Consider the following 24,622-nt stretch of genomic DNA (forward strand, 5'->3'; position numbering starts at 1 on the left):
GAATTTTCATGAGTTGGGTTGTGAACAATCATAGTAGTCAACAAGAATTGTCTGAACGGTTCCAGACACTCATCCAACAGGAAAAGATTTTGCAAATGCCAGGCGCTCATGACGGGATGAGTGCGCTCATGGCGAAGAAGACGGGGTTCGAGGCACTTTATCTTTCAGGTGCAGCTTTCACGGCGAGCCAAGGGCTCCCAGACGTGGGCTTCATCTACTCAAATGAAATTGCCGACCGTGCACAAGAGCTCGTTCGCGCAACCGATTTGCCAGTATTGGTTGATATTGATACGGGCTACGGTGGTGTGATTAACGTAGCAAGAGCGGCTAAAGAAATGGTCGAAGCTCGGGTTGCTGCTGTACAAATCGAAGACCAAGCGTTGCCGAAGAAATGTGGACATTTAAACGGCAAGCAACTCGTTAGTGTAGAAGACATGGCAGCCAAAATCAAAACACTAAAAGAAATTGCACCGAGCTTAATCGTCGTCGCTAGAACGGACGCAAAAGCTGTTGAAGGAAAAGAAGAGGCACTCGAACGCATTCGTGCATACGTCGATGCAGGCGCAGATGCCATCTTCCCTGAAGCCCTCGTAAACGAAGAGGACTTCAAATATTACGCGGATCATATTTCGGTACCGTTGCTCGCCAATATGACAGAATTCGGGAAGACGCCCTATTTCACAGCGGACCAGTTCGAAAACCTCGGCTTTTCAATGGTCATCTATCCGGTCACATCGATGCGTGTCGCCGCGAAAGCATACGAACGAGTATTTGCTGAGATTTATGCAAAAGGCACACAAAAGGACCACTTAGACGAGATGCAAACGAGAGCAGATCTGTACGAGACCATTCAATACTACGACTATGAAAGTCTTGACGATCAAATCGCAAAAACCGTCCTTCCTGTCGTCGGGAAGGAACAGCGATAATGTGAGAAAAAGGGGCTGCCTCAAAAGCCTCTAAAGTAAAATCGGAGTACAGATCGCTTATGATCTGTACTCCGATTTTTGTATGTACGTTCTTTCTGTATACCGTTTTGGCGAGCAAGTCATTGTGGACCATTCCGACTGATCGGAACGAAAGGAAGTGCCTTCTGCGGGACGAGTCCTCACAGGTTATAGCATGAACGGAAGACATTTATTGGATACAAGAATGTAGAGGTTCCATCGTGATTTCATACGAATGGACCGTTATGACAAAAGTGGGATAACTCCAATCGTGTTTATACCGGGTTGGGGCAGGGCATGGTTCGCAATGTGCGCGCTAGTTTGCTCTTTATAAGTGATCATTTCGTAAAACTTGCACGCAGTTTGGACTACATCGAACCCCTTACGACCGATTTCGGTTCGGCGCGAATCGCGCCGACAGCATTTTGGGTTTTCAAATCGGGGTTCGGGGCAGGGCGTGCGACTCAATCTTCATGGCGGTGTGGTGTGGACGAATGCGAGGTGCGGCTTTGGAACTAGATTGCCGTTCATTTTCTTTAAAGGGCTCAATCTGGTTCCATTAACGGATGTTTGGAAGTAGATGCTGGTCGATTGGAATCAGAAAGTGGCAAAACGGTCTCATTTGAGCGAATCTGATTCCAATCGGAGATCTTTGGAACTAGACTGTCCATTCCGCACAGGGATTCGAGTCAACTTAGGCGCTGCAAATGTAGAAAACCCATCATAAAACCGTTGATTGGAATTTTAAATGTTCAACAAGCAAAAGTACGAGTATACGGCTTCCAATTTCCCTATGCTATGTACCGTGCAAGATGTTGGGCTAATATCTTACCATAGAAACTCCTATGGTAAGATTTCTCTTCTTTTCCGCACCTGGGTGTTGCGAACCTTGCCATAGAAACTGAAAATCTCACCATAGAACATACAATGGTAAGATTTTAGTTAAATCGGCTTTCGAAATGGAAGAAATCCTACCATAGCTAGGAGCCACTCCGAGGTTTCCTATGTAAAAGTGCCAAGGCACTAAAAAGCGTAGCAATTTCTACACCTCTCATACACACCACCGACCTATTTCGGTTATCCAAATTTCAAATTATCATCGACATGGTCGTAAGACTGAGGAGGCTCATCGGTTTCTTCTCATTAACGAAAACACGGTGTGCGTCTTTTGGCCACCGGTGTCGCCCTTATACTCCAGAGAGAAAGCATCCGCCTGCAATGGAAATGAATAACCCACACTGGTTTTAGCTATCCGGAATCCTTTACTTGATTCAAGTTGTGATATTCATTCATAGAAAAAGGGGCTGTGCCCTAGGTTTATTCTAATACTTGAGCGGATAGCCCCTTTTTGTTTTTTCAGAAGTTCCGTTACATCGTATGATTATTAAAGGAAAAGCGGTTTATATTGGAGAATATTGCAGGAGTGGGCTGGCACTATGCACATGCATCGATCTTTACACTGAGGAGGTCGTAAAATGATTCGATTTATCAAACGTGCAACGCCAAGTTTCATAGTGTTGTTAATTGCGTCAGCGATATATATTTGGTTTTGGGACATGAATCGACAAAGCACGATCGCAGATGAACTTCAGGAGACAGAAGAGTCATTCGGCCCGTTTGACGACATACAACTAATTGATATGGATTCAGAGAAGCGTGTACGTAATCAAGAGGAACTGGTCAATTTTCTACAGCAGATTGGTGATGTAGACATCATTCTCACCGATGAACCTAGAGGGGATTATTTATATGAATTTGTGTTTCGAAACGACGAAGATAATATAACTACTCTGTGGACGATCTATGAAAATGGCGTATATTTCATCGCGCATAATAATTATGCAGCGACCGATGCCGATGATAATTTAATCCAGCAAATTGAAAATGCTGATTTTCATTGGGAATAGCGGTTCGACGAGTAAGTTAAATTCCGTTAGTCTCCACTCTCACCGACAATTTCATACGACCAAGATTCGCTGTCTTCAAACTCCTCGTCCAATATGGTGAGAACATCATCTAAATCTTCTTCTAGCGCATTGAACGTTTGATAAGAGATGTAGAACGTTCCTTCACCAGAATCTGGATTTATCCGACCGTATGTAGATACGACTCCCATAGGGTGTTTTTCGTGGAGATGTTCATTTTGCACAGTATCCACTGGGTGTCTCATACCGGGTTGATCGCTATACTCAATAAACAAGTAAGGTTCTGTAATATGATCAGGTAACGGTTCACTCGTTACATTGTACCCAAATAATAATCCAGCAAAGCAGACGACGAGCACGATCGATAGGACTGCTTTTTTATTCATAGCGCTACCCCCGGTAATCTATAGTAGTTAGATTTTTCGTATGAATCGTCCATGGCGACACCCGTTAGGTTATGCGATCAGGAATGAGGTGGAGATTTATCGAATGCGTTTCCTCCAGTATAACGGATGTGTGGAATATGGATGAAAAAATTCCTTTACAAACCGTTCAGGGATTTTTTTGTTGTGTACACCTAGTTTAACATGTCACTGGATTGTGACAAATCGGCTGAACATGAAGCGAACACGTGTGAAACACGGTCCGAGTTACGGAACCTCTTAGCCCGTGAAGTGACTGATGCACTTTTTGAGGTGGCTACCATGAATTGTTATGGTTTTTCTGATATAATAATACAGGTTTGACCCCACCCAGGGGTACAATGACATCACTGCAAGATGTACATTCGGAGGGAAAAACGATGAGTAAAGACTATCGTGTATTGTTGTATTACAAATATGTTGATCTGCCAGATTATGAAACGTATGCAGAGGAACATTTACAGTTTTGTAAAGAGTTAGGGTTGCGAGGTAGAATAATCGTCGCACCTGAAGGTATAAACGGGACCGTATCGGGTACGGTTGAGCAAACGGATGAATATATGGAACGCGTAAAGTCCGATGAACGTTTTCATGATATGTGGTTTAAAATAGACGACGTCGAGGAACATGCATTTAAGAAGATGTTCGTGCGTCCAAAGCAAGAGCTTGTTACGTGGCGTTTAGATGAAGAAATTGAGGTAAGTCCTAATGATAAAACGGGCAAGTATTTAAGTCCGAAAGAATTTCATGATGCGCTTCTTGACGAAGATACGATTGTCATTGATGGGCGTAATGACTATGAATATGAAATTGGTCACTTTCGTAACGCCATTAAACCGGAAGTGAATTCTTCGAGAGAATTTCCGGAGTGGATTGATGAAAACTTGGCCGATCTTAAAGATAAACGTGTCGTCACTTATTGTACTGGCGGGATTCGTTGTGAGAAACTGACTGGCATTCTCATGGAAAAAGGGTTTGAAGACGTGTCACAGCTGCACGGTGGCGTCGTGAACTATAGTCAAGATGAAGAGGTTCAGGGTCGTTTGTTTGACGGAAAGCTGTACGTGTTTGATGAGAGAATTTCTGTCCAAGCCAATCATACCGATGAAGATGTCGTGATTGCGAGCTGTCACCATTGTGGGACAACAGAAGATCGCTATATCAATTGTTCCAACCCTGAATGTAACCGGCAATATGTATGTTGCACAGCGTGTGAAGAAAAAGAACAAGCGGCTTGTTCGAGCGAATGTAAAGAACATCCGCGCAACCGCTGGCCGCAAATTAAAGACACGTATGCAGCGAAAGAAGCTTACTAGGAGGAATCGGTGTGGATGTTTTTGAAGCGATTCAATCGAGAAGAAGCGTAGGGAAAGTTGACCCACATGAACTTGTCGATAAGGAAACGTTAAAGCGAATTCTTGAAGCAGGCACTTGGGCACCTTCCCACTATAAAACCGAACCGTGGAAATTCTTCGTGCATACAGGCGAAGGAAGGCGTTCTCTCGGCAAAGTACTTCGCAGCATTGCCCGAGAAAAAATGGACGACGAGCTTTCTGATAAAGATTTGGAGAAGCTTGAGAGCACAGAGAACAAACCGTTCCGTGCACCGATTGTCGTTACGGTTGCCGTGGAGCCGAGCACGAAAGAAAAAGTGATTGAGATTGAAGAGTACGCAGCTGCGCATGCAGCCGCCCAAAACATGTTGCTTGCCGCTCACGCACTCGGGCTAGGAGCGATTTGGCGCTCAGGCAAACCAATGTATCATAAGAAAGTACGTGATTTCTACAACCTCTCTGAAGGCGGCAATATCGTTGGATTTATCTATCTAGGGTTTCCGAAGTCCGACAAAGAAAAGTCAGGCAAGCGTGTCCCTCATGAAGCGAAAACGACGTATATTCATGAAGAAATCGAGCGTATTGAATCGTAATATAGGTAAGCTTAACGAAAGGCGTGGAAGTGCGGATCAACATTGATCCGCACTTCCCGTTTTTTGTCGAAGATAAACTACTTCGTATGTAGAAATAAATAAATTGACAGCCGTTCACCGTGTAGGATAGCATTAAAACTGAGCGGTTTTCATAAAACCGATAAGTCAGCACATGAATGAGTGAGATAAGATGAAAGATAAAATCATTAAAGAATCACTTCATCGGTTTTCAATAGACGGATACTACAACACCTCGATGCAATCCATTGCTGAGAATTGTGGAATATCAAAGGCATCACTGTACAAGTACTTTGCATCGAAAGAAGATCTGCTCCTTCAGGCGTTTGAATACAACTTGGAGCAAATGTTACTAAGAGCAACAACGCTACAAGTTGATCCACAAAAATCACCGCGAGAACAGCTTATCGAAAAAATTGTTTCTGAATTAGAGTCGACGAAAGAGCATCGCCCGTTCATGCACCTCGTTTTGCGGACGGCACCGCCGAAGAAAAATGCTGAGCTTATGTCGATGTTCAAACGGACCCGTGCGCTTCTGATGAATTGGCATTATGACAGTTTAGAACAGATGTATAAAGGAAGTTATCGTGGAAACTTATGGGACCTTGTTGTCATGTTTCAAGGGACATTACGAGAGTACACAAGTCTAATGGTTGATGAACATAAATCCTTAAACTCACATGACGTTGCACATAAAGTCGTCGAGTTTGTTGAGGCGGCTGCACCTGTGCAGTTTACCAATCAAGCATTGCTCTCTGAAGAGATGATGAATGATTACGCAACGTATCGATTCGATGAAGACTTTGAAGGCATTGAAGCACATAAACGTACGTTATGTTGGCACATCCAAGACACGGTCGAAAGAGAAGCGTCGGCAAAGGATCGTTCCAAACTTATCGATGCCGCGGCGAAGCTTACTGAGGAAGCGACTCACGACAATCCAAGACAGTTTATGATTGAGTCTTTAGGTCGCTACCTCGCGGACTCCGTCTCGATATCGTCAGAGCTCCACACCCTTCAACAACTCATTGCCGCGCAACACGCTCATTTTCAAGAATAGACCGTATTAACTTAAGAAAAGAAGGAATAACATGAGTACACAGTCATCAATAATGAACACTCGTTCTATGGTTGCCATCCTTTTGGCAGCTGCGTTTATGGCGATCTTAAATCAGACGTTGTTAACGACCGCCTTGCCCCACATCATGCGTGATTACGGAATTACAGCAGATATGGGACAATGGGTAAACTCGGCCTTCATGTTAGTCAACGGTGTAATGATCCCGATCACCGCCTTTCTCATCGAGAAATATACAACAAGAAGGTTGTTTTTTGTCGCGATGGGGTTGTTCGCAGTCGGAACACTCGTCTGTGCAATTGCACCTACGTTTGAAGTATTAATCGCTGGCCGAGTCATTCAAGCAGGTGGAGCTGGAATCATGATGCCGCTTATGCAAACGGTATTGCTGCTCATTTTTCCCGTTGAGAAAAGAGGGTCAGCAATGGGAATGGTCGGCCTCGTCATTGCCTTTGCACCAGCGATTGGTCCGACATTATCTGGTTGGCTCGTCGGCATTTACCATTGGTCAATTTTATTTTGGATCATTCTTCCATTAGCATTGATTACGATTGCAGCGGCAGCCATGCGTTTAGAAAATGTATCGATTCTTAAAAACCCGAAGTTAGATATCACATCCATTATTCTGTCTTCATTTGGTTTTGGTGGAATTTTATACGGGTTTAGTTCTGCAGGTACTGCAGGGTGGGCGAGTGCGACCTTCCTCATCCCTGTTGTGATAGGTGTTGTAACATTGACGTTGTTTATCCTTCGCCAATTAAAACTCCCGCAACCGGTGTTAGAATTCAGGGTATTTCGCTATCCCGTATTTTTACTCACGACCATCATCGGTATGATTGTGTTTATGTCAATGATTGGATCTCAAACCATCTTGCCTGTTTACATGCAGGATATGCACGAGTTTACCGCTTTTGAAACAGGTCTTATGCTCTTACCAGGAGCAATCTTAATGGGAATTATGTCCCCGATCACTGGACGAATTTTTGATCGGATTGGGGCGAGAACGCTATCTTTACTTGGTCTTGGTATGATAACAGTGACAACCTTTATGCTCACGCAACTTTCGACAGACACATCGTTTCTATACTTGACGCTCGTATCAACTGTGCGCATGTTAGGGATTGCCCTTTGTATGATGCCTGTCACAACAGCGGGCATTAACAACTTGCCGAATTCATTAATCCCCCACGGGACGGCTATGAACAATACGATGAGACAAGTGGCGGGAGCCATTGGGACCGCACTCCTCGTTACAGTAATGACCCAAGGGGCCGTTTCAGACGGTTCAATGGAAGGGGCCGTCCGCGGCGTGAATTTAGCCTTCTTACTTGCAGGGTCCTTCTCCGTTGTTGGATTACTGCTTGCCTTTTTGCTCAAAAGAAAACCAACTGAACCGAGCGACTCGATGAATGCGTAGCCCAAAAGGGTGCGCCTTCATGGTATCGGTTGAGGGGAGTTACATATGGGAGATCAACAAATGCAACATATCAAAAAAGCACCGATCGTTACGGTTCTCCTTATCGGTGCTTTTGTCGCGATATTAAATCAGACTTTACTGACAACGGCGTTGCCTCACCTAATGAGTGACTTAAATATTACAGAGAATGAAGCGCAATGGGTGACGACAGTGTTTATGCTTGTAAACGGCATTATGATTCCGATTACAGCATTTCTTATTGAGAAATTTTCCACTCGTCGATTATTTTTGACAGCAATGGGTTTATTTGTGTTCGGAACGTTCGTCTGTGCGCTTTCTCCGGTATTCTCCACGCTTATGGTTGGAAGAGTCATTCAAGCATCGGGAGCCGGAATCATGTTGCCGTTAATGCAAACATCGTTTCTTTTATTGTTTCCTATTGAAAAGCGAGGAAGTGCGATGGGGATGGCAGGGCTCGTCATTTCATTTGCTCCGGCAATTGGGCCCACCTTATCTGGATGGCTCGTTGAAGACCATCATTGGTCAATCTTATTTTGGATCATTTTGCCTATCGGAATTGTGAATACAATTCTTGCGTATTTTTTCTTGAAAAATATTGCGACCATTCGCGAGCCAAAGTTGGACATTCGCTCCATCATCTATTCGACTTTCGGTTTTGGTGGATTGCTGCTCGGGTTCAGCTCTGCCGGTGATGGCGATTGGACAAGTTTAAATGTGTTAGTCCCAATTATCGTCGGAGCTGTAACACTATTCGTGTTCATCAGAAGACAATTCCGTTTGGACCAACCGATTCTTGAGTTTCGCGTATTCCAATCACGCACCTTCACGTTCTCGGTGCTCATCGGAATCATTATCTTTCTATCCATGATTAGTTCGGCAACCATTTTGCCGATCTATATGCAGAATATGAATTCTTTTTCAGCGTTTGAGTCAGGGCTTATTCTACTTCCTGGGGCCATCATGATGGGGATCCTTTCGCCGATTGCAGGTCGAGTGTTTGACAAAATCGGCGTCAGGTACTTAGCGATACCCGGGTTGTTTCTCATTTTTATCTCGTCTGTCATGTTCACGAATTTGCAGGCAGACACGTCAGCCACATATTTGAGTGTAGGTTATGCCATTCGCATGGTCGGAACCGCAATGGCCATGATGCCGATTACAACCGCAGGGATTAACGACTTGCCACGAGTACTTATCCCCCATGGTACGGCGATGAATAATACGTTAAGGCAAGTCGGCTCATCAATTGGAACGGCACTGTTTGTCACCATTATGACAACCGCCACGGTTAGCGCGTACGCGAGCGAAGTCGAGTCACTCATTTACGGTGTAAACATGACGTTTATTATCGCGTCGGTGTTGGCTGCAATCGGTTTTGTGCTCACCTTTCAATTCAAGAACAAAGATCAATAGAAAAACCACAGCGCTATTGCTGTGGTTTTTCATTCAAAGAACGATATGCGCCTCGGTAGTAGACGAGTGGATCTTCAACGTCTTTGTCGTTTAACTGCATGTTTTGAACTTCGCCAATAAAGATCGTGTGGTCGCCAGCTTCTACCTCATCGTATGTGGTGCACAAGAGCTGGACCATCGCTTCTGGAATGACGGGATAGCCGTTAAAGTCGGCAAAAGCAAACTGCTCTTTACCTGGAACTTGATTTGCAAACAACTTCGAAATGTCTTCTTGCGACGTGTCGAGAATGTTGACAGCAAATCGTTTCGACTGGGTTATTTTTTTGTACATGTTCGTTCGATGGTCAACAGAAATGGCAATGAGTTTAGGTTCTAATGAGATGCTCATAAACGCATTCGCTGTCATGCCGTGAATCTCTCTGTTATTTTCAGTCGTGACAACGGTTATTCCTGTTGTAAAGTTCGCCATCGCACGACGGAATAGATGATCGTCCATGTCAGACACTCCTTCATTTGCTACCTAAATTAGATCTATACTATTAACGTATGATGATTCAAATAAAAAGTACGCATCTGTTATTCTAACAAGTGAGCGTGCGAAAGGCGAGTAATCAGCTCTTCAGTGTAAGAATTGAATGATTATTTTAGGGAAGAACAATATTGAAGTCAATCGGTGTATTCCTGCGAAGAAGTCATGTATGATAGGGGTAGGATATGCTAAGAAAGGAAGGCGAAGTCATGCCTAGCGAAAAGCTACACACGTTTTTGAATGAAGGATTAAATGAATTGAAAGAAAAAGGTTTATATAATGTCATTGACCCGTTGGACGGTGCAAACGGCGCAGAGATTACATTGAATGGCAAAAAGATGATTAACTTGTCTTCAAACAACTATTTAGGGTTGGCAACAGACGAGCGATTAAAGAAAGAAGCTGTTAACGCGGTAGAACAGTTTGGCGTCGGTTCTGGTGCTGTACGAACGATTAACGGTACACTAAAGATCCATGAAGAGCTTGAAGAGAAGTTGGCTCAGTTCAAACATACAGAAGCGGCGATTGCCTATCAATCAGGTTTCAACTGTAACATGGCAGCCATTTCTGCAGTAATGAATAAAAACGATGCGATTCTTTCGGATGAGTTGAACCATGCATCCATTATTGACGGTTGCCGCTTATCGAAAGCGAAAATCATTCGTTACAATCATAGTGACATGGAAGATCTTCGTCAAAAAGCAAGTGAAGCCGTAAAAGAATACGAAAAAGTTATGGTCATTACTGACGGCGTATTCTCGATGGATGGGGATGTAGCAAAGCTGCCTGAAATCGTTGAGATTGCTGAAGAATTCGGCTTGATCTCTTACGTCGATGATGCACACGGCTCTGGTGTGCTTGGCGATGGAAAAGGGACAGTTAAGCATTTCGGGTTGTCTGATCGTGTGGATATGCAAATGGGCACGTTATCAAAAGCAATCGGAGTTGTTGGTGGTTACGTAGCCGGTAGTCAAGCACTCATTGATTGGCTCAAGGTTCAATCAAGACCGTTCCTATTCTCGACGTCACTAAGTCCTGCTGATGTTTCGGCATGCATTAAAGCCATCGACATTTTATCGGAATCAAAAGAACTGCAAGAGAAGCTTTGGGAGAATGCCAAATACTTGCAGGATGGGTTGAAAAAGCTCGGATTTGAAATTGGCGAGACTAAAACACCAATTACACCTGTGATTATTGGTGATGAGAACAAGACGCAAACCTTTAGCAAGCGGTTGATGGAAGAAGGCATCTACGCGAAATCAATCGTGTTCCCAACCGTTCCTAGAGGAACAGGAAGGGTTAGAAATATGCCAACCGCCGCTCATACGAAAGCGCAGTTGGACGAAGCACTCCAAGTGTACGAAAAGCTAGGAAAAGAATTAAACGTGTAAAGGGGGAAGGGCAGTCGGACGTTGATTGCCCAGCATCATAAATGAAAAAGATTCTACTCACGGGTGCGCTTGGTCAAATTGGATCAGAGTTAACAGCAGCACTGCAGCAGAAGTATGGTACAGACAATGTCGTTGCAACAGATATTCGGTACAGCGAGGGCGCATTTGGAGAGGGTGCGGTCTTTGAAACGTTAGACATTATGGACGGTCAAAAACTACTAGATATCGTAAAGAAGCACAAGGTTGATACGATTATTCATCTTGCTGCGATGCTCTCTGCTAACGCTGAAAAGCACCCACAACGTGCTTGGGACATCAACATGAATGGCCTCATGAACAGTCTAGAAGTAGCACGTGAAGAAAACTGCAAATTTTTCACTCCGAGCAGTATAGGGGCTTTTGGTCCTTCGACGATTAAAAACAATACACCACAAGTGACCGTTCAACGACCAACGTCAATTTATGGTGTGAGTAAAGTCGCAAGTGAACTTCTATGTGATTATTATTTTACGAAGTTTGGTGTCGATACACGTGGTCTTCGTTTTCCTGGTCTTATTTCGTATTTGACCCCACCTGGTGGTGGAACGACAGACTATGCAGTAGATATTTATTATCAAGCTGTGAAGAAAAAGAGCTACACGTCATTCCTTGATCGAGGCACGTATTTGGATATGATGTATATGCCAGATGCTATTGGTGCAACAATGCGTCTACTGGAAGCTGAGTCTGGTGATTTGATTCACCGAAATGCCTACAATGTCACGGCGATGAGTGTAGACCCGGAATCAGTTGCGTCGTCCATTCGTAAGCATATTCCTGAGTTCGAACTGAGCTACGATGTAGATCCGATTCGTCAAGCGATTGCAGAAAGTTGGCCAGATCATATCGACCCGACAGCTGCAAAAGAGGAGTTCGGGTTTAATCCTCAATATGACTTGGACCGAATGACTGCCGATATGCTCAAACAAGTGAAACCAAATTAACAAAGCAAAAATCCCGAGTAACTTATCGTAACTCGGGATTTTTTTGCAGTTTTTTATAACTAATCGATGACCTCATAGCCATCATTATCATATGCCTCCACGTACGTAATCACTTCCTCGACGTACCAGTCAGCGCGATTGTAAGCGAAGAGGGCTTCCTCAATCTCACCGTTCGCAGCGCCGTTGGACGCGAGGTATCTTGCGGCGGCGTAAATGGCGTCTTCATGATCCCAAGGGTCAGCAACACCTTTATCTTGAACATCCATGCCATACCCACCATGTAGATCAATTTGATCTGGGTCAGTGAGTACATTTGCTGGGATCTCTCCAGCGCCATTTCCTTCACATGTCGGGTGACTCCAACCAAACCAAGTACAAGGCATGAATTGCATTGGCCCTTCAGCACCCGCCGGGGAAACCATCGGATCCATCGTTGAGAAACGCGTCTCTACCCGGTGAACAGCTGCAAGTAACTCCCAAGGAATGTCAAATTCATCGGCAGCTTCTTGGTAGATCGGAATGTATTCTGCAGGAATTTCATTCGGCGCAAACCCCGATATTGATCCATTCAGAATACGGTCCAATTGTTGCTCATTGGAGATGAAATAAAATAGACTTACGACTCCTACTGCTAAAATCGTGAAGACAGCAGGAATTCCAAATAGTAACAGACGTTTAGATTTGCGTTTTGACTTCGGCATCGTTCCATCATCCTCACTTGCTCCACGTTCCTACTCATTCCATCATATCGCTCAAAGCCATAGGTTGTCCACGGTATCGCTTAATTGTCAGATACATCCACTTCATGAACAGGCATCGAATGCATACCCCGAGCAGTTACATGTGGCTGAACATAGTAGAGGGCAGGCTCTGCATAAGTGAAATCAGCTGTGTAGACGCCATTCTCTGTATGTTCTGCAGGCACCATAGCGCTGTTTTCTTTTTCGCCATCCGTCCACACTTCAATGATGACTTCGTTGGCATCTTCCACACCGTCACCTGCTTGTGTTACTTCAATTTCAAAAGTTACGTCATCGCCGACGCTTGCAGATGCTTCATTTAATACGTCAACTTCGATCGGTTCGGTAGAAAGCTCAGGTTGCTCTTCTGTATCTTGACTACAAGCTGTAAGCAGTCCAATAGTCAAAATGAGTATTGTTCTTTTTAACACACCATCACCTCAGCATTATCTTACCTTATCTCGGAGGTGTGGAGAAGTCGTAAACGAATTGTTCACCATATTTTCATGGAGTTAAAGTAGTTAGACGAATTTTAGTAGAAATTCGTTGATCTTTTTTGTGACATTAATTTCGTTCTTTTTCTTCGAGAAGCCATGTCCTTCATCGTCAAGAACGAGATAATCTAACTCAGACCCTTGCGCGCGCAACGCTTCCACAATCTGGTCTGATTCTTCTTGTACGACGCGAGGGTCGTTTGCCCCTTGTACGACTAACATCGGCTTCGTCATAGAAGATAAATAAGTAATCGGTGAGTCTCTCGTAAACCGTTCCTTGTCGGTTTCAGGATCGCCGATCCACGTTTTCATAATCGGTTTCCAAAATTCTGGAACAGAATGATAGAAACTAAACAAATTCGAAACACCAAAGATATCAACGACAGCTTTAAAGTATTCGGGGTGTCTACCGTGAAGAAGGAGAGCCATATACCCACCATAACTTCCGCCTACGAGCAAGGTCTCTCCTTTTTTGTAGCCGTATTCCTCAATCATATAATCTAGACAGTGGACGTTATCTAAACGTGGACCGTAACCCCAATCACCTTCCACAAGCTTCATGAACGTTTTCCCATAATTAGACGACCCGCGAAAGTTCGGAGCGATAATGGAAAAACCAGCATACGTCATCGCTTGAAACATCGCACGAAATGATTTTCGTTCCGAAGCTTGTGGACCGCCGTGTGGCCATAAGACAAGCTTGCCGTTGTTGTTCTCACGGTGAGCTTTAAAATACAGTGCTTCAATTTCTGTATCGTCGAATGAACGATAGGTAATGACATCAGGCTCGCTCAATTCTTTCTCGTCTATACCTGGAATGCTGAACTCCGTCAAAGGTGCCCACTTTTCATTCTCACGTCTTCTATACAAATTAAATGGCGACGTTGCTCCGCGTCCGAGCAAGTAGAGAGCCCCCGACTCACCGATGTGCAGTTTTTCGACGATGCTTACAGGCAGTTCGGTTTGAACGAGCGTGCTTGCTTGAATATCGTACACGTAAAGCGTATCTTCAACGCCAGAGCTAGATACGAGATAAAGCAGTTGTTTTTGTTTGTCATAGCTCATAGAAGTAAAATCTTCGTGAGGCTCATCGGTTAACTTCTCGATCTTTTCGGTCGTAACGTCGATCTTCACTAGATCACTCGTTTCAGACCCTTCATTCGTTAAGTAATAAAATGTATCTTCTCCGATGAATTGTCCACCCGCTACGTTATGCGATTGTTCACTGTCATTTGCAAGCGGAATGGTTTTGCCATTAGCGAGAATAAAGGCCGGGGAGTGACTGTTTGCAAATAATTTCATGTACGCGACTTTTCCAGATTTCGAGGCGGTAATAAACATGTGAGCCGCATCTTTACCTTCAATCATGACGTAATGATTCCCCGTAACGAGATCATATGAACAAATGTTTAGAAACGTTGAATTGTCTTTCGTCGTTGTATAGTATAAGGTGTTGCCGTCGTCTGTTAATTCCCCAATCATAAACCGGTCGCCTTCACCAGTAAGAAGAGGAAGGAGTTCTCCACCACTTTCGGGAAGGGCATAAATTTGTGCATTTTCATCTCCGTCGTTATCAAATGACGTAATTAACGACTGTCCGTCTTTAGAAAACGTCATGCCAAAATTGCTTTGACCAATCGAAGTAATCGGTTGAGAGAAGCCAGTCGACAAATTCATACGCCAAACTTCATATGAACCGCTCATATTTGTTGAGTACATTAACTTTTTTTCATCGCGAGATACCGCGAACGTTTGGATCGGATACGTATGGAAAAACTGTTCATAACTCGGCTTTGGAAAAGAAAACATATTGTCACCTCTTGTCGTTTTTTTTACCACCTGTAAATTTCTTGATCGCTGAAGAAAATCCTGCTTTTTTATATGTTTTAGAAGGAGTTTGAGTGGGAAGAGTTATACTAAGGAGATGATAACAATGACAGCACCTGTATATAAAGAATTTATGAATGATGATGAAGCAGTAAAAGCAATTGATCAACTCAAAGAAAAAGTAGAAGAAGACCAAATATATGTACTCACCCACGACGACGATCATACAAAGCGTGTCGCTAATCGTGCCGATGCCGAAACTGTAGGCATGAGCGAAACCGGACTAACTACTTCTGTAAAGAATGTGTTCCGCAAAAAAGGTGACGAATTACGTGCACAATTCCAAGAGCTAGGTTTTTCAGAAACCGAAGCTAACAACCTAGAAGGTGAACTAGACAAAGGCGCAGTAATCGTCGTCGTCAAAGATGCACCTGCAGGAGTGTCGCTCTAAGCTAAACACATGTAAAGAATAGAGAAAAAGCCTAACAGAGCCATGAGCTCTGTTAGGCTTTTTTCATTGGAGTTGAATCTTATCACTGTAAAAAGCTAAATACGGTTTAAAAGCGGGTGAAAGTTAGGTAGAGAGGAGTCGCTCTATACATGAGGATCTTTAAATATTTAAGGAAAAAATAATACAAACAGTCACGTTCACTGCCTCATTGAATCAATGGAGCAATACTGGCTTGAGCCGCTGACATGAAAGAATACAACGCTACCTTTAACGACTAGAAAAAAACATTTGGGGAATTTTAGGAGACACTCGATTCTTATATGTTGAGCGAGAGGATTTCTTTAAGAACCAATGAGTAGCTCGGTAAAGTGGAAACTGTGCTCGAGTTGCGACCGAACTGTTCTCAAGTTTAGGAAAATCGCAGGAAAAGCGATATATTTTCCTAAACTCGGTAACAGAATGAGCAAACTCGGTAACAGATCACCGGGTCATGTATACATCCCCGCCTCGAAGTACCTACAAGACGTCGGCGCGGTTCGCGCCGAACCGAGTGCGGTTTCGTGTCGGCCCCGCCGGGGCCGACGTGTCGTTGGCACTTAAGCCTGGAATCTGCGCTTTAGTTGGAACAAACTGCGCAGGAGTTAAGCGGAATGAGCGCCAAAATCGTTAAACTAGACAAACTTGCGCGCAAAATAGCACCGCGCTCCCCTCCAACCCAACTACGCAATCAGGAAAATGTTAAGTTCATTCTATATAGATCGTTTTTCACTAATTTCAGCACCGGCGGTGGCGCTGATCGCTTATTTTTGGGGATGAATAGGAGACGCACGATCTAGATCACCCTCCGAAACGATCTGGACCACCTCAAAAACATTACCGCTTATCTGTGACTAACAGCGACCAATACCGAACTTCAACTCTGTTTATTCACATAAACCTAGAGGGCAAGAAACCATCGGCACCGTAGGTGCCGAAGATAAACAACTTCCGTCGGCATGCATCATGCCGACGTCTCGTAGGCGTTTAAACAAGGCGTTGGTTAACTAGGAGTGGATGAGAGGGTGTCACCTTCTTAATAAGGAAATCACTATTTCTAATGGTGTTCTGAGAAGTCTGTGACCACACTGAAAAACGGATGCCCAGTTACGGGTCATCCGTTTTTCAGTGATCGGGCCCTTAAATAGTGGGCAGCCACTTTTTACGAGGAGTTACATACTGCGGAGATTAATAGGTCTAGTTTCTTTTCCATTCGATGCAGCAAGTAAAATGCGACAACTGCCGCAAATCCATGGTTTAAAAGAAGTGGGAGCCATTCATCCATCATTCTATTTCCTTTCTATTGCTCGTTGGTCGCTTCGAACAACGGTTCCACTGTTCTTGTCACAATGCGTGCATCAACAATTGTAGCCAAATCCCCGCCACTAGACGTAAATACGTTTTCTTCAATGATCGTATTCATAGTCATTTCTAACTGCTCGGCAGTTAATGTGTGCGCGGGTTCAGGAATGGACAACGTGCTCATGCGGTTCTCGCTGTTGCGAAATCGCAATTCAAGATTTTCAGTCATCACGTACTCTCCTTTCAAGTGAGCATTAATTAATCATTTTGTTGTTGCAATAAATCGTAATCATTTCGTCGAATAGCTGCGACGAGAGGCAGTTCGGTAAGCTCTGAAAAAGATAACATGACCGTGCGAACAGCACCATCTGTTGCAGAAGCTTTGACATTGTTCATGCGACGGACGAAGTGAATCTCTTCACCTTCTTCTGTAAAGTCTTCTAGAAACCGTAGTTCCACCATTGTATTTGCAGGTTGCATTCGTATCACCTCCTTCATGTTAGAGATCGTTTGAAATAGAAGAAAAGGGGAGGGTGATTGTGTGCAAATTTTTGAAATAAGCGTAAAATGGGTAGGGAAATGGGGAGGATGAGATGCATAACAACAAAGAAGCAGCATTAGGTGCAGGATCTGCATTGGTCGCCTACGTATTGTGGGGACTTTTGCCGTTATACTGGAAGATGACAGAAGCAGCTGCCCCGATGGAAACCCTTGCTCATCGAGTCGTATGGGCGCTACTTTTTATGGTGATCTTACTTTTGGCAATAGGTAAAGGAACGACCACGTTGAAAGAAATTGCCAGTGTGTTTCGTAAAAAGAAAACAGCGATGGCGATTAGTGCAGCAGCAATACTCATTTCAATAAATTGGTTTGTATTTATCTTTGCTGTCAACACAGACCGTGTTATTGAGGCAAGTCTTGGCTATTACATAAATCCATTGATGAATGTATTGCTCGCTACAATTTTCCTAAATGAAAAATTAGCAAAGAAAGAAATCATCGCCGTTCTTTTTGCAGTCGTAGGCGTCTTAATTATGACCGTCTATTATGGCTACTTTCCTTGGGCAGCATTTGTTCTTGCCTTAAGTTTTTGTGGTTACGGACTCATCAAAAAGCTTGTACCAATTGGTGCACTCAGTGGATTAACGATTGAAACATTACTCGTGACACCGTTCGCATTAGGTTTTTTGGCTTGGCTTTCATTTCAAGGAACGAGTAGTTTTTCTGTGACAACGGATCCGATGTTGTCGATTGTATTAATAGGTGGTGGGTTAGCAACAGCACTTCCTTTACTATTATTTGCTGTCGGGGCGAAACGGATTACCTTCTCTTTAATTGGTATCTTGCAGTATGTTGCGCCAACGTTTATGCTCATCATCGGTGTATTTATCTTTCAAGAGCCATTTAGTACGATTCAACTCATTTCTTTTGCAATGATCTGGGTAGGGCTTTTATTATTTTCTTATTCGCGGTTTCGCATTAGGTTTTCGCCTGGCGTTCAACATTAACTTTTGATAACAGATAAAAACCCTTGATCTCCAAATGTAGAGAATCAAGGGTTTAATCATTCATAACTAGCTTGTTTTCTTGCGAGCTTGCCGATCGAAAGACATTTGAAAGTCTGGTGAACTTGTATGGCCTTGGAATTTACGTCTTGCTGCTTTTAGTTCATTCTCAAGTGCGGCAAAAATTCGATCCAGGTGCTCCTCAGTATATTCATAATTATTGCGGTTGGAGAGGTTACCGATTAAGCGAATCTTTTTTACGGTTTCCTCCGTTCTTCTTTTGGCAATTCGTTCGAATTTTGAGAGTTTGTCTTCCATGGCTTGTACTCCTTTCAAGTTCTTTTCTTAATTCTAAATAATATAACCGTAGAAAAAAATTAGAATTTGTAATAAATAATAGGAAATTTTAGTGTTTTTTTGTCGAATATTAGTATTTTGTCGCACTTCCTGAGAGGTTGTTGATTTTTGGGCAGTTAAATGAGGCGAAGCGTCATGTCAACAGCAAAGTAAACGAGAACAATACTACACACAAACATAAGGCCGCGAAGGGTTCCATCATTGATTAAATGTCGGGAGAAATGTACAGTTAGTGCAATGTTTAAATTCCAGAGGATCACACCAAATATAATAAAAAAACTATACAGCAATACTTCTGATAATGAAAAATGGGCGATGCCAGATAATGTCGAACCGAAGATTCCAAACCAAAACACGAAATTGATCGGGTTAAACAGCGCCATTCCAAACCCAGTGAAAAACGAGGAAGACCCGCCGATGTGACGTTGTTGCATACTTTGGAGAATGTTACCTTTCATACCTGTCGCAAATGCTGACCACGCCAAGTAGGACAGTAACACAACGCCGATGAGCGTAATCGTAACTTCTACCGCTGGTTGCGAAATAAATGCAGTCATGCCGAAGTAGATGCATACGAGGAACAATACATCAGCGGTCATTGCACCTAACCCTGTTAACCAAGAAGGGAAAAACCCTCCATGAATGCCTCGTTTAATCATTTCAATATTCACTGGGCCGACCGGTGCCGCTAAACTTACCCCGAGCATCATCATTTTGAATACGAGAAACAATTCCATTGCCTTTCCTCCCTACATCCTTGTCCCTATGTATCACTGTATGAAATAAGAGGCTTGTCAATACATAAGTTATAAATATTGCCGTACATATGTATGGATTACAGAAAGAATGGAGGTAGGTCTTATTCAGCTGTCTACCGTACAGCAAGCAGAAGATTATTACCTGGACAAATCAGCATCGGGGTGGGAGCGCGAGGTATTTCGTGGCTTTTGTGGGGATCTTCTCGACGATGAGTTGGTGTTTCCGTGTGTACTCGGTGTGCACGGGTTGAAAATGGGCGAATTGGAATTTTGCTTTGTTCCTCATCATGATCGTCACAACTTGACGCATTTAGCCTCTCGTTTGACTCATTACGTTCAATCGAGTCGCACGTATGGTAGAAACACATCATTTGTTGCGTTTTTTCAGCCAGATGAACAAACGAAGAACCTCGCGGAATACGAAGAAGAGTTTTGGAATGTGTTGCAACGCCTGCATACCATTGACGAAAGCGAATGGCCAAAAGAGGTTGATGTTCATCCGAGTGAACCTTTATGGGAGTTTAGCTACGCAGGTGAGCCACTGTTTGTCGTTTGCAATACCCCTGCCCATGTGAAAAGAAAAAGCAGATCAGCAAAAACGTTTATGCTTACCTTTCAGCCGAGGTGGGTATTTGATGACATTGATGGTACGACGAAGCGAGGGCGTCATATTCAAAGCCTTGTGCGGCATCACCTTGAAAACTATGATGAGACGCTACCTCATCCAGACTTAAAATGGTACGGAGAACCTGGAGGAAGAGAATGGAAGCAGTATTTTCTTGGCGAAGACAATCGTGAACAAAAAAGCAAATGTCCGTTCCATTATAAAGGGGGAAGCGTGAATGAAAACAGCTACGGAAGTCGTTAAGCTTGACCATGTAATTTCTGATCTTTTGCCATCTTGTCAGACAGGGTCGGTAGAAGTTCAGCGAGACTTACCTCATCACGAACACGAGCCTCATACGCATCCGTCTGATGAATTGCTCCATGTGATTCGTGGTTCAATCACGTTTTATATTGATGGTGAGCCATTTACTTGCTTTAAAGGAGACCGCCTCTCGTTAAAAAGAAATACGCCTCACTCTTCAAAAGCTGGCCCGAATGGTTGCACGTATGTCATCGCTGTGCTTAAATCGTAATAATTGTGCATGAATTAGCTCGCCTCTCTTCATACTATGAGGAAATGAGAAGGAGGCGTTTCTATGCAAGGTGAACAACAGCCAAACGATACATCGGCAATGACCAACCACGGTGGTCATGAACTTTTTGATGGCCATGAGATGCTGGCAGGCATGATTAACGTGTTGGATCAGTATATGATCTTTAAACCATACGTAAAAGATCAACAATTGCTTGATATTCTTGAGCGGCAGTACGACTATTTAACAGCGCAGTATAATCGGATGGTAGAAGCTTTTTCTACGGGTCAAAAACCAACAACAGACATCAAGCCTTATGCGATGACACAATCTCATACGGTCACGTACGGCATCACGCCGTCTGCGCCGAAGAAACCGAATGCTAACTTGAGTGAAGTGAAAGAAACGGGGGTTTCTGCCCACATGCTCGGACTGATCAAGTCAACGAGCTCGCTTTTTGCTATGGCAGCTCCAGAAGTGACGAACCCGGTATTTCGAAGAGTCATCGCAGATAGCGTGCCAGACCTTATTGAAATGGCGTATGATATCTTCTTATATCAAAATAAACACGGATATTACCAAGTACCTAAACTGAATGGTCAAGATATGAATCAGATGCTTAATAGCTTTACGACGAGTAACACTAAAATGCAAACGGGTACCAATCCCCCTCATTAACATGAAAAACAAACGCCCCAAATGTTGTGTTTTACACAAGCATTTGGGGCGTTTGTTTTAAGGGAAATAGTTAGCGATTTGTTTTAGGTTTTCGACTGATGAAATGTCTGAATCTTGTAAGGGAACGTAAATGCGTCTTTGGCTTTTAAAGCGATCGTCGATTAGCGTACGATAATAATCCTCTTGTTGTTTTCGATTGAGAAAAAAGGCGGGCAAGTCGACACCTTCAGGCATACATTTATTGACGACGATGGTATGTACATTCATTTGATGTTGTGCGAGTTGTTCAACAGCCCGCGTCGTCTCTTCAATGGGTAATTTCTCTGGTGTAAGCACATAGACGAATTGGGTTTTTGTCCGATCAAGAAGAATCGTCCGTGCTGAAGAAAACTTCTGTTTTCTTTCCATAAGAGTTTGATATATCGGATCCTCCACCGGTTCTCCGTCATTGAGCAAAGTGCTATAGTTATCAGTCACCGTTTTCCGGCGTTTAAGCATCCCATTAATCCAGGCACTCATCAGGTCTGGCAACGTGAGCAACCGCAGGGTGTGGCCAGTCGGAGCCGTATCAAAAACAATGCGGCTGAAATTCTTTGTTTCATCTAAAATGATCGACACTAACCGGTCAAACAGTGCGCTTTCGTCAGCGCCTGGCGACTGTGCAGCCAAATCAATTTGTCGATGAACCTCAGGGATTCGATGAGAATGAACGAGGTTTTTTAAATTTTCTTTTACACCTGCGATATATCGTTTTGCTTCGGTTGGGGCATGAACTTCCAAACCGAACAAATTGCCTTCAAGGGGTGTAATCGTATTCCCGATCGGTTTGTTAAATAAATCTTGCAAATTGTGGGCTGGATCTGTAGAAACAAGAAGCACGCGTTCGCCAGCTGAAGCTCGCGCCAATGCATACGCAGAAGATGACGTTGATTTCCCAACGCCACCTTTCCCTCCAAAGAAAATGATCTGATCGTTTGACATCACTTTCACCTCTATCTCTGTTTAGCAGCACCGAATGTTATCCAATGGAGACTTTTCCATTCCCATACGCAAATGCCATTCATGAAAATTCTCAATCATCTCAGGATATAATTCCAGTGTGTAATACGAGACGGGATTCGGCAAGCCAAGCAACTCTGAGAAGCAAAGAAGATGAAATAGGTCATCTTCTTCGCGCAACTCACGTTTGACCTCAGCACGATGGGGAAGTCTTAAAACTTCATCATACCAAGCGAATGCTTGCTTCATCTTTGAAACAAAAGTCATAAAATCACCTACTATACGTCGAGGTCTCGACGAGGTTTTTCGTTTTTAAATAGTGTGATTGCTTCAATACAAATCCAGGCAGCAAACACGAAGATAATTGAACCGAGAACAAATAAGAGTAGATCACCATCGGGTCTTGTAAACAGCCATTCTGTTGTAATTTGTAGAATCATTGCATACATTGTCATAACGAGCAAGAAGATCATCGGAATGAGCGTGACGAGATAATTTCGACCAAGTCTTCGTAACCAAATGGTAATTAATAGTAAGGCAATACCCGCTAGCAATTGGTTAGACGTACCAAACAATGGCCATAGTAGATAACCTCCTGCGCCGAATCCGCGATCATCTCCTGGGATAAGGACGAGTAAAGCACTGGAACCTACAGCGATTGAAGTGGCTACATGCTTCTTCGTTAGTGCATAGGCTTTATACTCTGCTGCAATTTCAGAGATGATGTAACGCATGAGCCGAACGGCTGTGTCTAGCGTTGTTGCTGCAAAGCTAATGACGATCACCGCAACAATGGTTTGCGCCATTCCCTCAGGAATACCAAGACCTGAGGCTAACACCCCTGCACCCATAATGAAGTTCGTTAATCCATCGGCATTTGCTACATTGAAACTACTATATGCAGCTGTAAATTCATTGGCAGATGAGAAGAGTGTAACAACCGCAATGATGGAAATGAGTGCGAGTACCCCTTCACCTACGGCTCCTAGGTAACCTACAACTCTCGCATCTTTTTCGTTGTTCAATTGCTTTGATGACGTACCAGAAGAAACGAGTGAGTGGAAACCTGAAATCGCGCCACAAGCTATCGTAATAAAGAGGAGCGGCAACCAAGAAACATCGTCGACTGTACGTGTCGCAGGAGCAGTGACTGTTGGGTTGGTGATAAAAAGTCCTGCGTACAAAATAATCAGTCCAATGACGAGCTGTTGCGCATTAATGTAATCTCTTGGCTGAAGTAATTTCCACACCGGTAGTGTTGAGGCTATGTAGACGTAAACCATTAATATGGCAATCCAGACGAGAAACGCGAGAGATACAGCGTCCATTCCAAACATAAACGTTGCACCTTCTCCACCAAAATATTGGACAAGATCAATCTGCAACGCCGGAATTTCACTCGCGAGCACGGCTGAGCCATACATGACGACGAGCGCAACAATGGACGGAAGCAACATGCTTTTCGTTTTGCGATGAATGTAAACCCCGATAATGAGTGCGAGCGGAATTTGAATGAAAATCGACAATACGCTTGCTGGGAAAGTGACAAATAGGTTGGCGATAACCCAAGCAAATACAGCGTTAACCATGAGGACGAGTATAAGAATAATGAAAAGGAACAATAACTTTGCACGTCTACCAATTAACTTCTCAGCAATCGTTCCAATCGATTGCCCTTTATTACGCACTGATAACACTAAGGAACCGAAGTCGTGCACACCTGCTGCAAATACAGTGCCAAGCACGACCCATAGAAAAGCAGGCAGCCATCCCCAATACACTGCAATCGCTGGTCCTAAGATTGGGGCAGCACCGGCTACGGATGTAAAGTGGTGAGCCCAAACAATTGACTTCTTCGTCGGCACAAAGTCAACACCGTCATTAAATTCATGCGCAGGTGTTCGGAAATTCGGATCGAGGCGGTAAATACGCTCTGCAATAAATTTAGAATAATACCGATAACCTAATGCAAAAACGACCATACCGATGAGCGCAAGTACGATACCCGGCAAAGCAATCACTTCCTTTATTAATAATGTGTAAGCGCTTGCCATTAGTATAAAGGCAATCTGTTAAAATATATAGAGAATTTTTATAATTCATTAAAAAAGAAAGTGAATTTCACCGAATCAATGAAATTTTTAGAAAAATATAGTTGCAATTTAGGAAGAAACATGGTAATTTGTAGGTGATTGAGTGATGGCAGTGTTGGAATTTGAAAGGCCTCTGCTTAGATGTATTGGATATGCAGTAGATCCTGGATAG

At 43.6% G+C, this 24,622-nt stretch carries 27 protein-coding genes; 14 read left to right on the plus strand and 13 right to left on the minus strand.

Annotation, left to right across the window (positions count from 1 at the left end; all coding sequences use genetic code 11):
- Positions 1 to 8 precede the first annotated feature (8 nt).
- Positions 9 to 929 carry a methylisocitrate lyase gene (gene prpB, locus ACE1TF_RS11270; protein ID WP_042400261.1) on the plus strand — a complete coding sequence of 307 codons (921 nt, stop codon included), beginning with the start codon at positions 9 to 11 and terminating at the stop codon, positions 927 to 929.
- A gap of 1,493 nt (positions 930 to 2,422) precedes the next feature.
- Positions 2,423 to 2,854 carry a hypothetical protein gene (locus ACE1TF_RS11275; protein ID WP_042400264.1) on the plus strand — a complete coding sequence of 144 codons (432 nt, stop codon included), beginning with the start codon at positions 2,423 to 2,425 and terminating at the stop codon, positions 2,852 to 2,854.
- Positions 2,855 to 2,880: 26 nt separating this feature from the next.
- Here the strand turns inward: ACE1TF_RS11275 and ACE1TF_RS11280 are convergent, their stop codons facing one another.
- Complete coding sequence (locus ACE1TF_RS11280; RefSeq protein ID WP_042400268.1) at positions 2,881 to 3,258, minus strand: hypothetical protein; 378 nt, start codon at positions 3,256 to 3,258, stop codon at positions 2,881 to 2,883.
- Positions 3,259 to 3,674: 416 nt separating this feature from the next.
- Between ACE1TF_RS11280 and trhO the strand changes: the two genes are divergently transcribed.
- The 5 genes from trhO to ACE1TF_RS11305 all read left to right on the plus strand — a co-directional run bounded on the left by trhO (position 3,675) and on the right by ACE1TF_RS11305 (position 9,168).
- Positions 3,675 to 4,610: an oxygen-dependent tRNA uridine(34) hydroxylase TrhO gene (gene trhO / locus ACE1TF_RS11285; protein WP_042400364.1), complete on the plus strand. Its 936-nt coding sequence runs from the start codon at positions 3,675 to 3,677 to the stop codon at positions 4,608 to 4,610.
- A gap of 11 nt (positions 4,611 to 4,621) precedes the next feature.
- Complete coding sequence (locus ACE1TF_RS11290) at positions 4,622 to 5,221, plus strand: nitroreductase family protein (RefSeq protein ID WP_375016783.1); 600 nt, start codon at positions 4,622 to 4,624, stop codon at positions 5,219 to 5,221.
- 190 nt (positions 5,222 to 5,411) lie between these two features.
- Positions 5,412 to 6,299 carry a TetR/AcrR family transcriptional regulator gene (locus ACE1TF_RS11295; RefSeq protein ID WP_042400271.1) on the plus strand — a complete coding sequence of 296 codons (888 nt, stop codon included), beginning with the start codon at positions 5,412 to 5,414 and terminating at the stop codon, positions 6,297 to 6,299.
- Positions 6,300 to 6,330: 31 nt separating this feature from the next.
- Positions 6,331 to 7,734: a DHA2 family efflux MFS transporter permease subunit gene (locus tag ACE1TF_RS11300; RefSeq protein WP_375016785.1), complete on the plus strand. Its 1,404-nt coding sequence runs from the start codon at positions 6,331 to 6,333 to the stop codon at positions 7,732 to 7,734.
- Between the two features lie 45 nt (positions 7,735 to 7,779).
- Positions 7,780 to 9,168: an MDR family MFS transporter gene (locus ACE1TF_RS11305; protein ID WP_375016787.1), complete on the plus strand. Its 1,389-nt coding sequence runs from the start codon at positions 7,780 to 7,782 to the stop codon at positions 9,166 to 9,168.
- A 13-nt stretch (positions 9,169 to 9,181) separates the two neighbouring features.
- On the opposite strand, the gene ACE1TF_RS11310 is transcribed toward ACE1TF_RS11305, so the two are convergent.
- Positions 9,182 to 9,664 carry a flavin reductase family protein gene (locus tag ACE1TF_RS11310; RefSeq protein ID WP_042400274.1) on the minus strand — a complete coding sequence of 161 codons (483 nt, stop codon included), beginning with the start codon at positions 9,662 to 9,664 and terminating at the stop codon, positions 9,182 to 9,184.
- A 242-nt stretch (positions 9,665 to 9,906) separates the two neighbouring features.
- On the opposite strand from ACE1TF_RS11310, the gene ACE1TF_RS11315 reads away from it, so the two are divergent.
- Positions 9,907 to 11,088 carry a glycine C-acetyltransferase gene (locus ACE1TF_RS11315; RefSeq protein WP_375016905.1) on the plus strand — a complete coding sequence of 394 codons (1,182 nt, stop codon included), beginning with the start codon at positions 9,907 to 9,909 and terminating at the stop codon, positions 11,086 to 11,088.
- A 41-nt stretch (positions 11,089 to 11,129) separates the two neighbouring features.
- A complete protein-coding gene (locus tag ACE1TF_RS11320) occupies positions 11,130 to 12,071 on the plus strand; it encodes an NAD-dependent epimerase/dehydratase family protein (protein WP_375016790.1) in 942 nt (313 codons plus the stop codon).
- Between the two features lie 59 nt (positions 12,072 to 12,130).
- On the opposite strand, the gene ACE1TF_RS11325 is transcribed toward ACE1TF_RS11320, so the two are convergent.
- The 3 genes from ACE1TF_RS11325 to ACE1TF_RS11335 form a co-directional block, all read right to left on the minus strand.
- Positions 12,131 to 12,772, minus strand: a complete 642-nt coding sequence (locus tag ACE1TF_RS11325) for a lytic transglycosylase domain-containing protein (protein ID WP_375016792.1) — start codon at positions 12,770 to 12,772, stop codon at positions 12,131 to 12,133.
- Between the two features lie 80 nt (positions 12,773 to 12,852).
- On the minus strand, positions 12,853 to 13,242 hold the full coding sequence (locus ACE1TF_RS11330) for a FixH family protein (protein ID WP_052363745.1): 390 nt from the start codon (positions 13,240 to 13,242) through the stop codon (positions 12,853 to 12,855).
- A 90-nt stretch (positions 13,243 to 13,332) separates the two neighbouring features.
- Positions 13,333 to 15,114: a S9 family peptidase gene (locus ACE1TF_RS11335; protein WP_375016794.1), complete on the minus strand. Its 1,782-nt coding sequence runs from the start codon at positions 15,112 to 15,114 to the stop codon at positions 13,333 to 13,335.
- Between the two features lie 124 nt (positions 15,115 to 15,238).
- Here ACE1TF_RS11335 and ACE1TF_RS11340 point away from each other — a divergent pair, with 124 nt between their 5' ends.
- Complete coding sequence (locus tag ACE1TF_RS11340) at positions 15,239 to 15,583, plus strand: YflT domain-containing protein (RefSeq protein ID WP_042400280.1); 345 nt, start codon at positions 15,239 to 15,241, stop codon at positions 15,581 to 15,583.
- Positions 15,584 to 16,781: 1,198 nt separating this feature from the next.
- Here ACE1TF_RS11340 and ACE1TF_RS11345 read toward each other — a convergent pair.
- Genes ACE1TF_RS11345 through ACE1TF_RS11355 form a run of 3 tightly spaced genes read right to left on the minus strand, consistent with a single transcriptional unit; the run spans position 16,782 to position 17,401 of the window.
- Positions 16,782 to 16,907 (minus strand): YvrJ family protein, encoded by a 126-nt coding sequence (locus ACE1TF_RS11345; protein WP_081829189.1) that lies wholly within the window; start codon positions 16,905 to 16,907, stop codon positions 16,782 to 16,784.
- Positions 16,908 to 16,919: 12 nt separating this feature from the next.
- Positions 16,920 to 17,150 (minus strand): DUF2922 domain-containing protein, encoded by a 231-nt coding sequence (locus ACE1TF_RS11350; protein WP_042400287.1) that lies wholly within the window; start codon positions 17,148 to 17,150, stop codon positions 16,920 to 16,922.
- Positions 17,151 to 17,179: 29 nt separating this feature from the next.
- Complete coding sequence (locus tag ACE1TF_RS11355) at positions 17,180 to 17,401, minus strand: DUF1659 domain-containing protein (protein ID WP_042400289.1); 222 nt, start codon at positions 17,399 to 17,401, stop codon at positions 17,180 to 17,182.
- A 113-nt stretch (positions 17,402 to 17,514) separates the two neighbouring features.
- On the opposite strand from ACE1TF_RS11355, the gene rarD reads away from it, so the two are divergent.
- Positions 17,515 to 18,429, plus strand: a complete 915-nt coding sequence (rarD, locus tag ACE1TF_RS11360) for an EamA family transporter RarD (protein WP_042400290.1) — start codon at positions 17,515 to 17,517, stop codon at positions 18,427 to 18,429.
- A gap of 66 nt (positions 18,430 to 18,495) precedes the next feature.
- On the opposite strand, the gene ACE1TF_RS11365 is transcribed toward rarD, so the two are convergent.
- Together ACE1TF_RS11365 and ACE1TF_RS11370 are read right to left on the minus strand one after the other, a co-directional pair.
- Positions 18,496 to 18,744 carry a hypothetical protein gene (locus ACE1TF_RS11365; RefSeq protein ID WP_042400292.1) on the minus strand — a complete coding sequence of 83 codons (249 nt, stop codon included), beginning with the start codon at positions 18,742 to 18,744 and terminating at the stop codon, positions 18,496 to 18,498.
- 155 nt (positions 18,745 to 18,899) lie between these two features.
- On the minus strand, positions 18,900 to 19,520 hold the full coding sequence (locus ACE1TF_RS11370) for a LysE family translocator (protein ID WP_375016798.1): 621 nt from the start codon (positions 19,518 to 19,520) through the stop codon (positions 18,900 to 18,902).
- Positions 19,521 to 19,629: 109 nt separating this feature from the next.
- Between ACE1TF_RS11370 and ACE1TF_RS11375 the strand changes: the two genes are divergently transcribed.
- The 3 genes from ACE1TF_RS11375 (at position 19,630) to ACE1TF_RS11385 (ending at position 21,358) form a co-directional block, all read left to right on the plus strand.
- A complete protein-coding gene (locus ACE1TF_RS11375; protein ID WP_375016801.1) occupies positions 19,630 to 20,409 on the plus strand; it encodes a YqcI/YcgG family protein in 780 nt (259 codons plus the stop codon).
- Positions 20,384 to 20,680, plus strand: coding sequence for a cupin domain-containing protein (locus tag ACE1TF_RS11380; RefSeq protein ID WP_375016803.1), 297 nt, complete (start codon positions 20,384 to 20,386; stop codon positions 20,678 to 20,680). Before ACE1TF_RS11375 ends, ACE1TF_RS11380 begins: the two co-directional genes overlap by 26 nt.
- Before the next feature lie 63 nt (positions 20,681 to 20,743).
- A complete protein-coding gene (locus tag ACE1TF_RS11385) occupies positions 20,744 to 21,358 on the plus strand; it encodes a spore coat protein (RefSeq protein WP_375016805.1) in 615 nt (204 codons plus the stop codon).
- A gap of 57 nt (positions 21,359 to 21,415) precedes the next feature.
- Here ACE1TF_RS11385 and ACE1TF_RS11390 read toward each other — a convergent pair whose 3' ends face one another.
- Genes ACE1TF_RS11390 through ACE1TF_RS11400 form a run of 3 tightly spaced genes read right to left on the minus strand, consistent with a single transcriptional unit; the run spans position 21,416 to position 24,369 of the window.
- Complete coding sequence (locus tag ACE1TF_RS11390; RefSeq protein WP_375016807.1) at positions 21,416 to 22,339, minus strand: ArsA family ATPase; 924 nt, start codon at positions 22,337 to 22,339, stop codon at positions 21,416 to 21,418.
- A 21-nt stretch (positions 22,340 to 22,360) separates the two neighbouring features.
- The gene (locus ACE1TF_RS11395) at positions 22,361 to 22,624 is read right to left on the minus strand and encodes a cory-CC-star protein (protein WP_042400294.1); all 264 of its coding nucleotides are present in this window, start codon (positions 22,622 to 22,624) and stop codon (positions 22,361 to 22,363) included.
- 11 nt (positions 22,625 to 22,635) lie between these two features.
- Positions 22,636 to 24,369 carry a carbon starvation CstA family protein gene (locus tag ACE1TF_RS11400; RefSeq protein ID WP_042400297.1) on the minus strand — a complete coding sequence of 578 codons (1,734 nt, stop codon included), beginning with the start codon at positions 24,367 to 24,369 and terminating at the stop codon, positions 22,636 to 22,638.
- Positions 24,370 to 24,622 lie beyond the last annotated feature (253 nt).

Origin of the sequence: Geomicrobium sp. JSM 1781026, assembly GCF_041949955.1 — a bacterium.
Taxonomy (GTDB): domain Bacteria; phylum Bacillota; class Bacilli; order Bacillales; family Marinococcaceae; genus Geomicrobium_A.

Coding starts and splice junctions, on each gene's coding strand:
- ACE1TF_RS11350 (WP_042400287.1), bottom strand. CDS start 17,150: ATGACTGAAAATCTTGAATTGCGATTTCGCAACAGCGAGAACCGCATG.
- ACE1TF_RS11385 (WP_375016805.1), top strand. CDS start 20,744: ATGCAAGGTGAACAACAGCCAAACGATACATCGGCAATGACCAACCAC.
- ACE1TF_RS11320 (WP_375016790.1), top strand. CDS start 11,130: ATGAAAAAGATTCTACTCACGGGTGCGCTTGGTCAAATTGGATCAGAG.
- ACE1TF_RS11300 (WP_375016785.1), top strand. CDS start 6,331: ATGAGTACACAGTCATCAATAATGAACACTCGTTCTATGGTTGCCATC.
- ACE1TF_RS11325 (WP_375016792.1), bottom strand. CDS start 12,772: ATGCCGAAGTCAAAACGCAAATCTAAACGTCTGTTACTATTTGGAATT.
- ACE1TF_RS11395 (WP_042400294.1), bottom strand. CDS start 22,624: ATGACTTTTGTTTCAAAGATGAAGCAAGCATTCGCTTGGTATGATGAA.
- ACE1TF_RS11345 (WP_081829189.1), bottom strand. CDS start 16,907: ATGATGGATGAATGGCTCCCACTTCTTTTAAACCATGGATTTGCGGCA.
- ACE1TF_RS11295 (WP_042400271.1), top strand. CDS start 5,412: ATGAAAGATAAAATCATTAAAGAATCACTTCATCGGTTTTCAATAGAC.
- ACE1TF_RS11380 (WP_375016803.1), top strand. CDS start 20,384: ATGAAAACAGCTACGGAAGTCGTTAAGCTTGACCATGTAATTTCTGAT.
- ACE1TF_RS11280 (WP_042400268.1), bottom strand. CDS start 3,258: ATGAATAAAAAAGCAGTCCTATCGATCGTGCTCGTCGTCTGCTTTGCT.
- ACE1TF_RS11335 (WP_375016794.1), bottom strand. CDS start 15,114: ATGTTTTCTTTTCCAAAGCCGAGTTATGAACAGTTTTTCCATACGTAT.
- ACE1TF_RS11340 (WP_042400280.1), top strand. CDS start 15,239: ATGACAGCACCTGTATATAAAGAATTTATGAATGATGATGAAGCAGTA.
- ACE1TF_RS11370 (WP_375016798.1), bottom strand. CDS start 19,520: ATGGAATTGTTTCTCGTATTCAAAATGATGATGCTCGGGGTAAGTTTA.
- ACE1TF_RS11355 (WP_042400289.1), bottom strand. CDS start 17,401: ATGCAACCTGCAAATACAATGGTGGAACTACGGTTTCTAGAAGACTTT.
- ACE1TF_RS11390 (WP_375016807.1), bottom strand. CDS start 22,339: ATGTCAAACGATCAGATCATTTTCTTTGGAGGGAAAGGTGGCGTTGGG.
- ACE1TF_RS11275 (WP_042400264.1), top strand. CDS start 2,423: ATGATTCGATTTATCAAACGTGCAACGCCAAGTTTCATAGTGTTGTTA.
- prpB (WP_042400261.1), top strand. CDS start 9: ATGAGTTGGGTTGTGAACAATCATAGTAGTCAACAAGAATTGTCTGAA.
- rarD (WP_042400290.1), top strand. CDS start 17,515: ATGCATAACAACAAAGAAGCAGCATTAGGTGCAGGATCTGCATTGGTC.
- ACE1TF_RS11305 (WP_375016787.1), top strand. CDS start 7,780: ATGGGAGATCAACAAATGCAACATATCAAAAAAGCACCGATCGTTACG.
- ACE1TF_RS11365 (WP_042400292.1), bottom strand. CDS start 18,744: ATGGAAGACAAACTCTCAAAATTCGAACGAATTGCCAAAAGAAGAACG.
- ACE1TF_RS11315 (WP_375016905.1), top strand. CDS start 9,907: ATGCCTAGCGAAAAGCTACACACGTTTTTGAATGAAGGATTAAATGAA.
- trhO (WP_042400364.1), top strand. CDS start 3,675: ATGAGTAAAGACTATCGTGTATTGTTGTATTACAAATATGTTGATCTG.
- ACE1TF_RS11375 (WP_375016801.1), top strand. CDS start 19,630: ATGGAGGTAGGTCTTATTCAGCTGTCTACCGTACAGCAAGCAGAAGAT.
- ACE1TF_RS11310 (WP_042400274.1), bottom strand. CDS start 9,664: ATGGACGATCATCTATTCCGTCGTGCGATGGCGAACTTTACAACAGGA.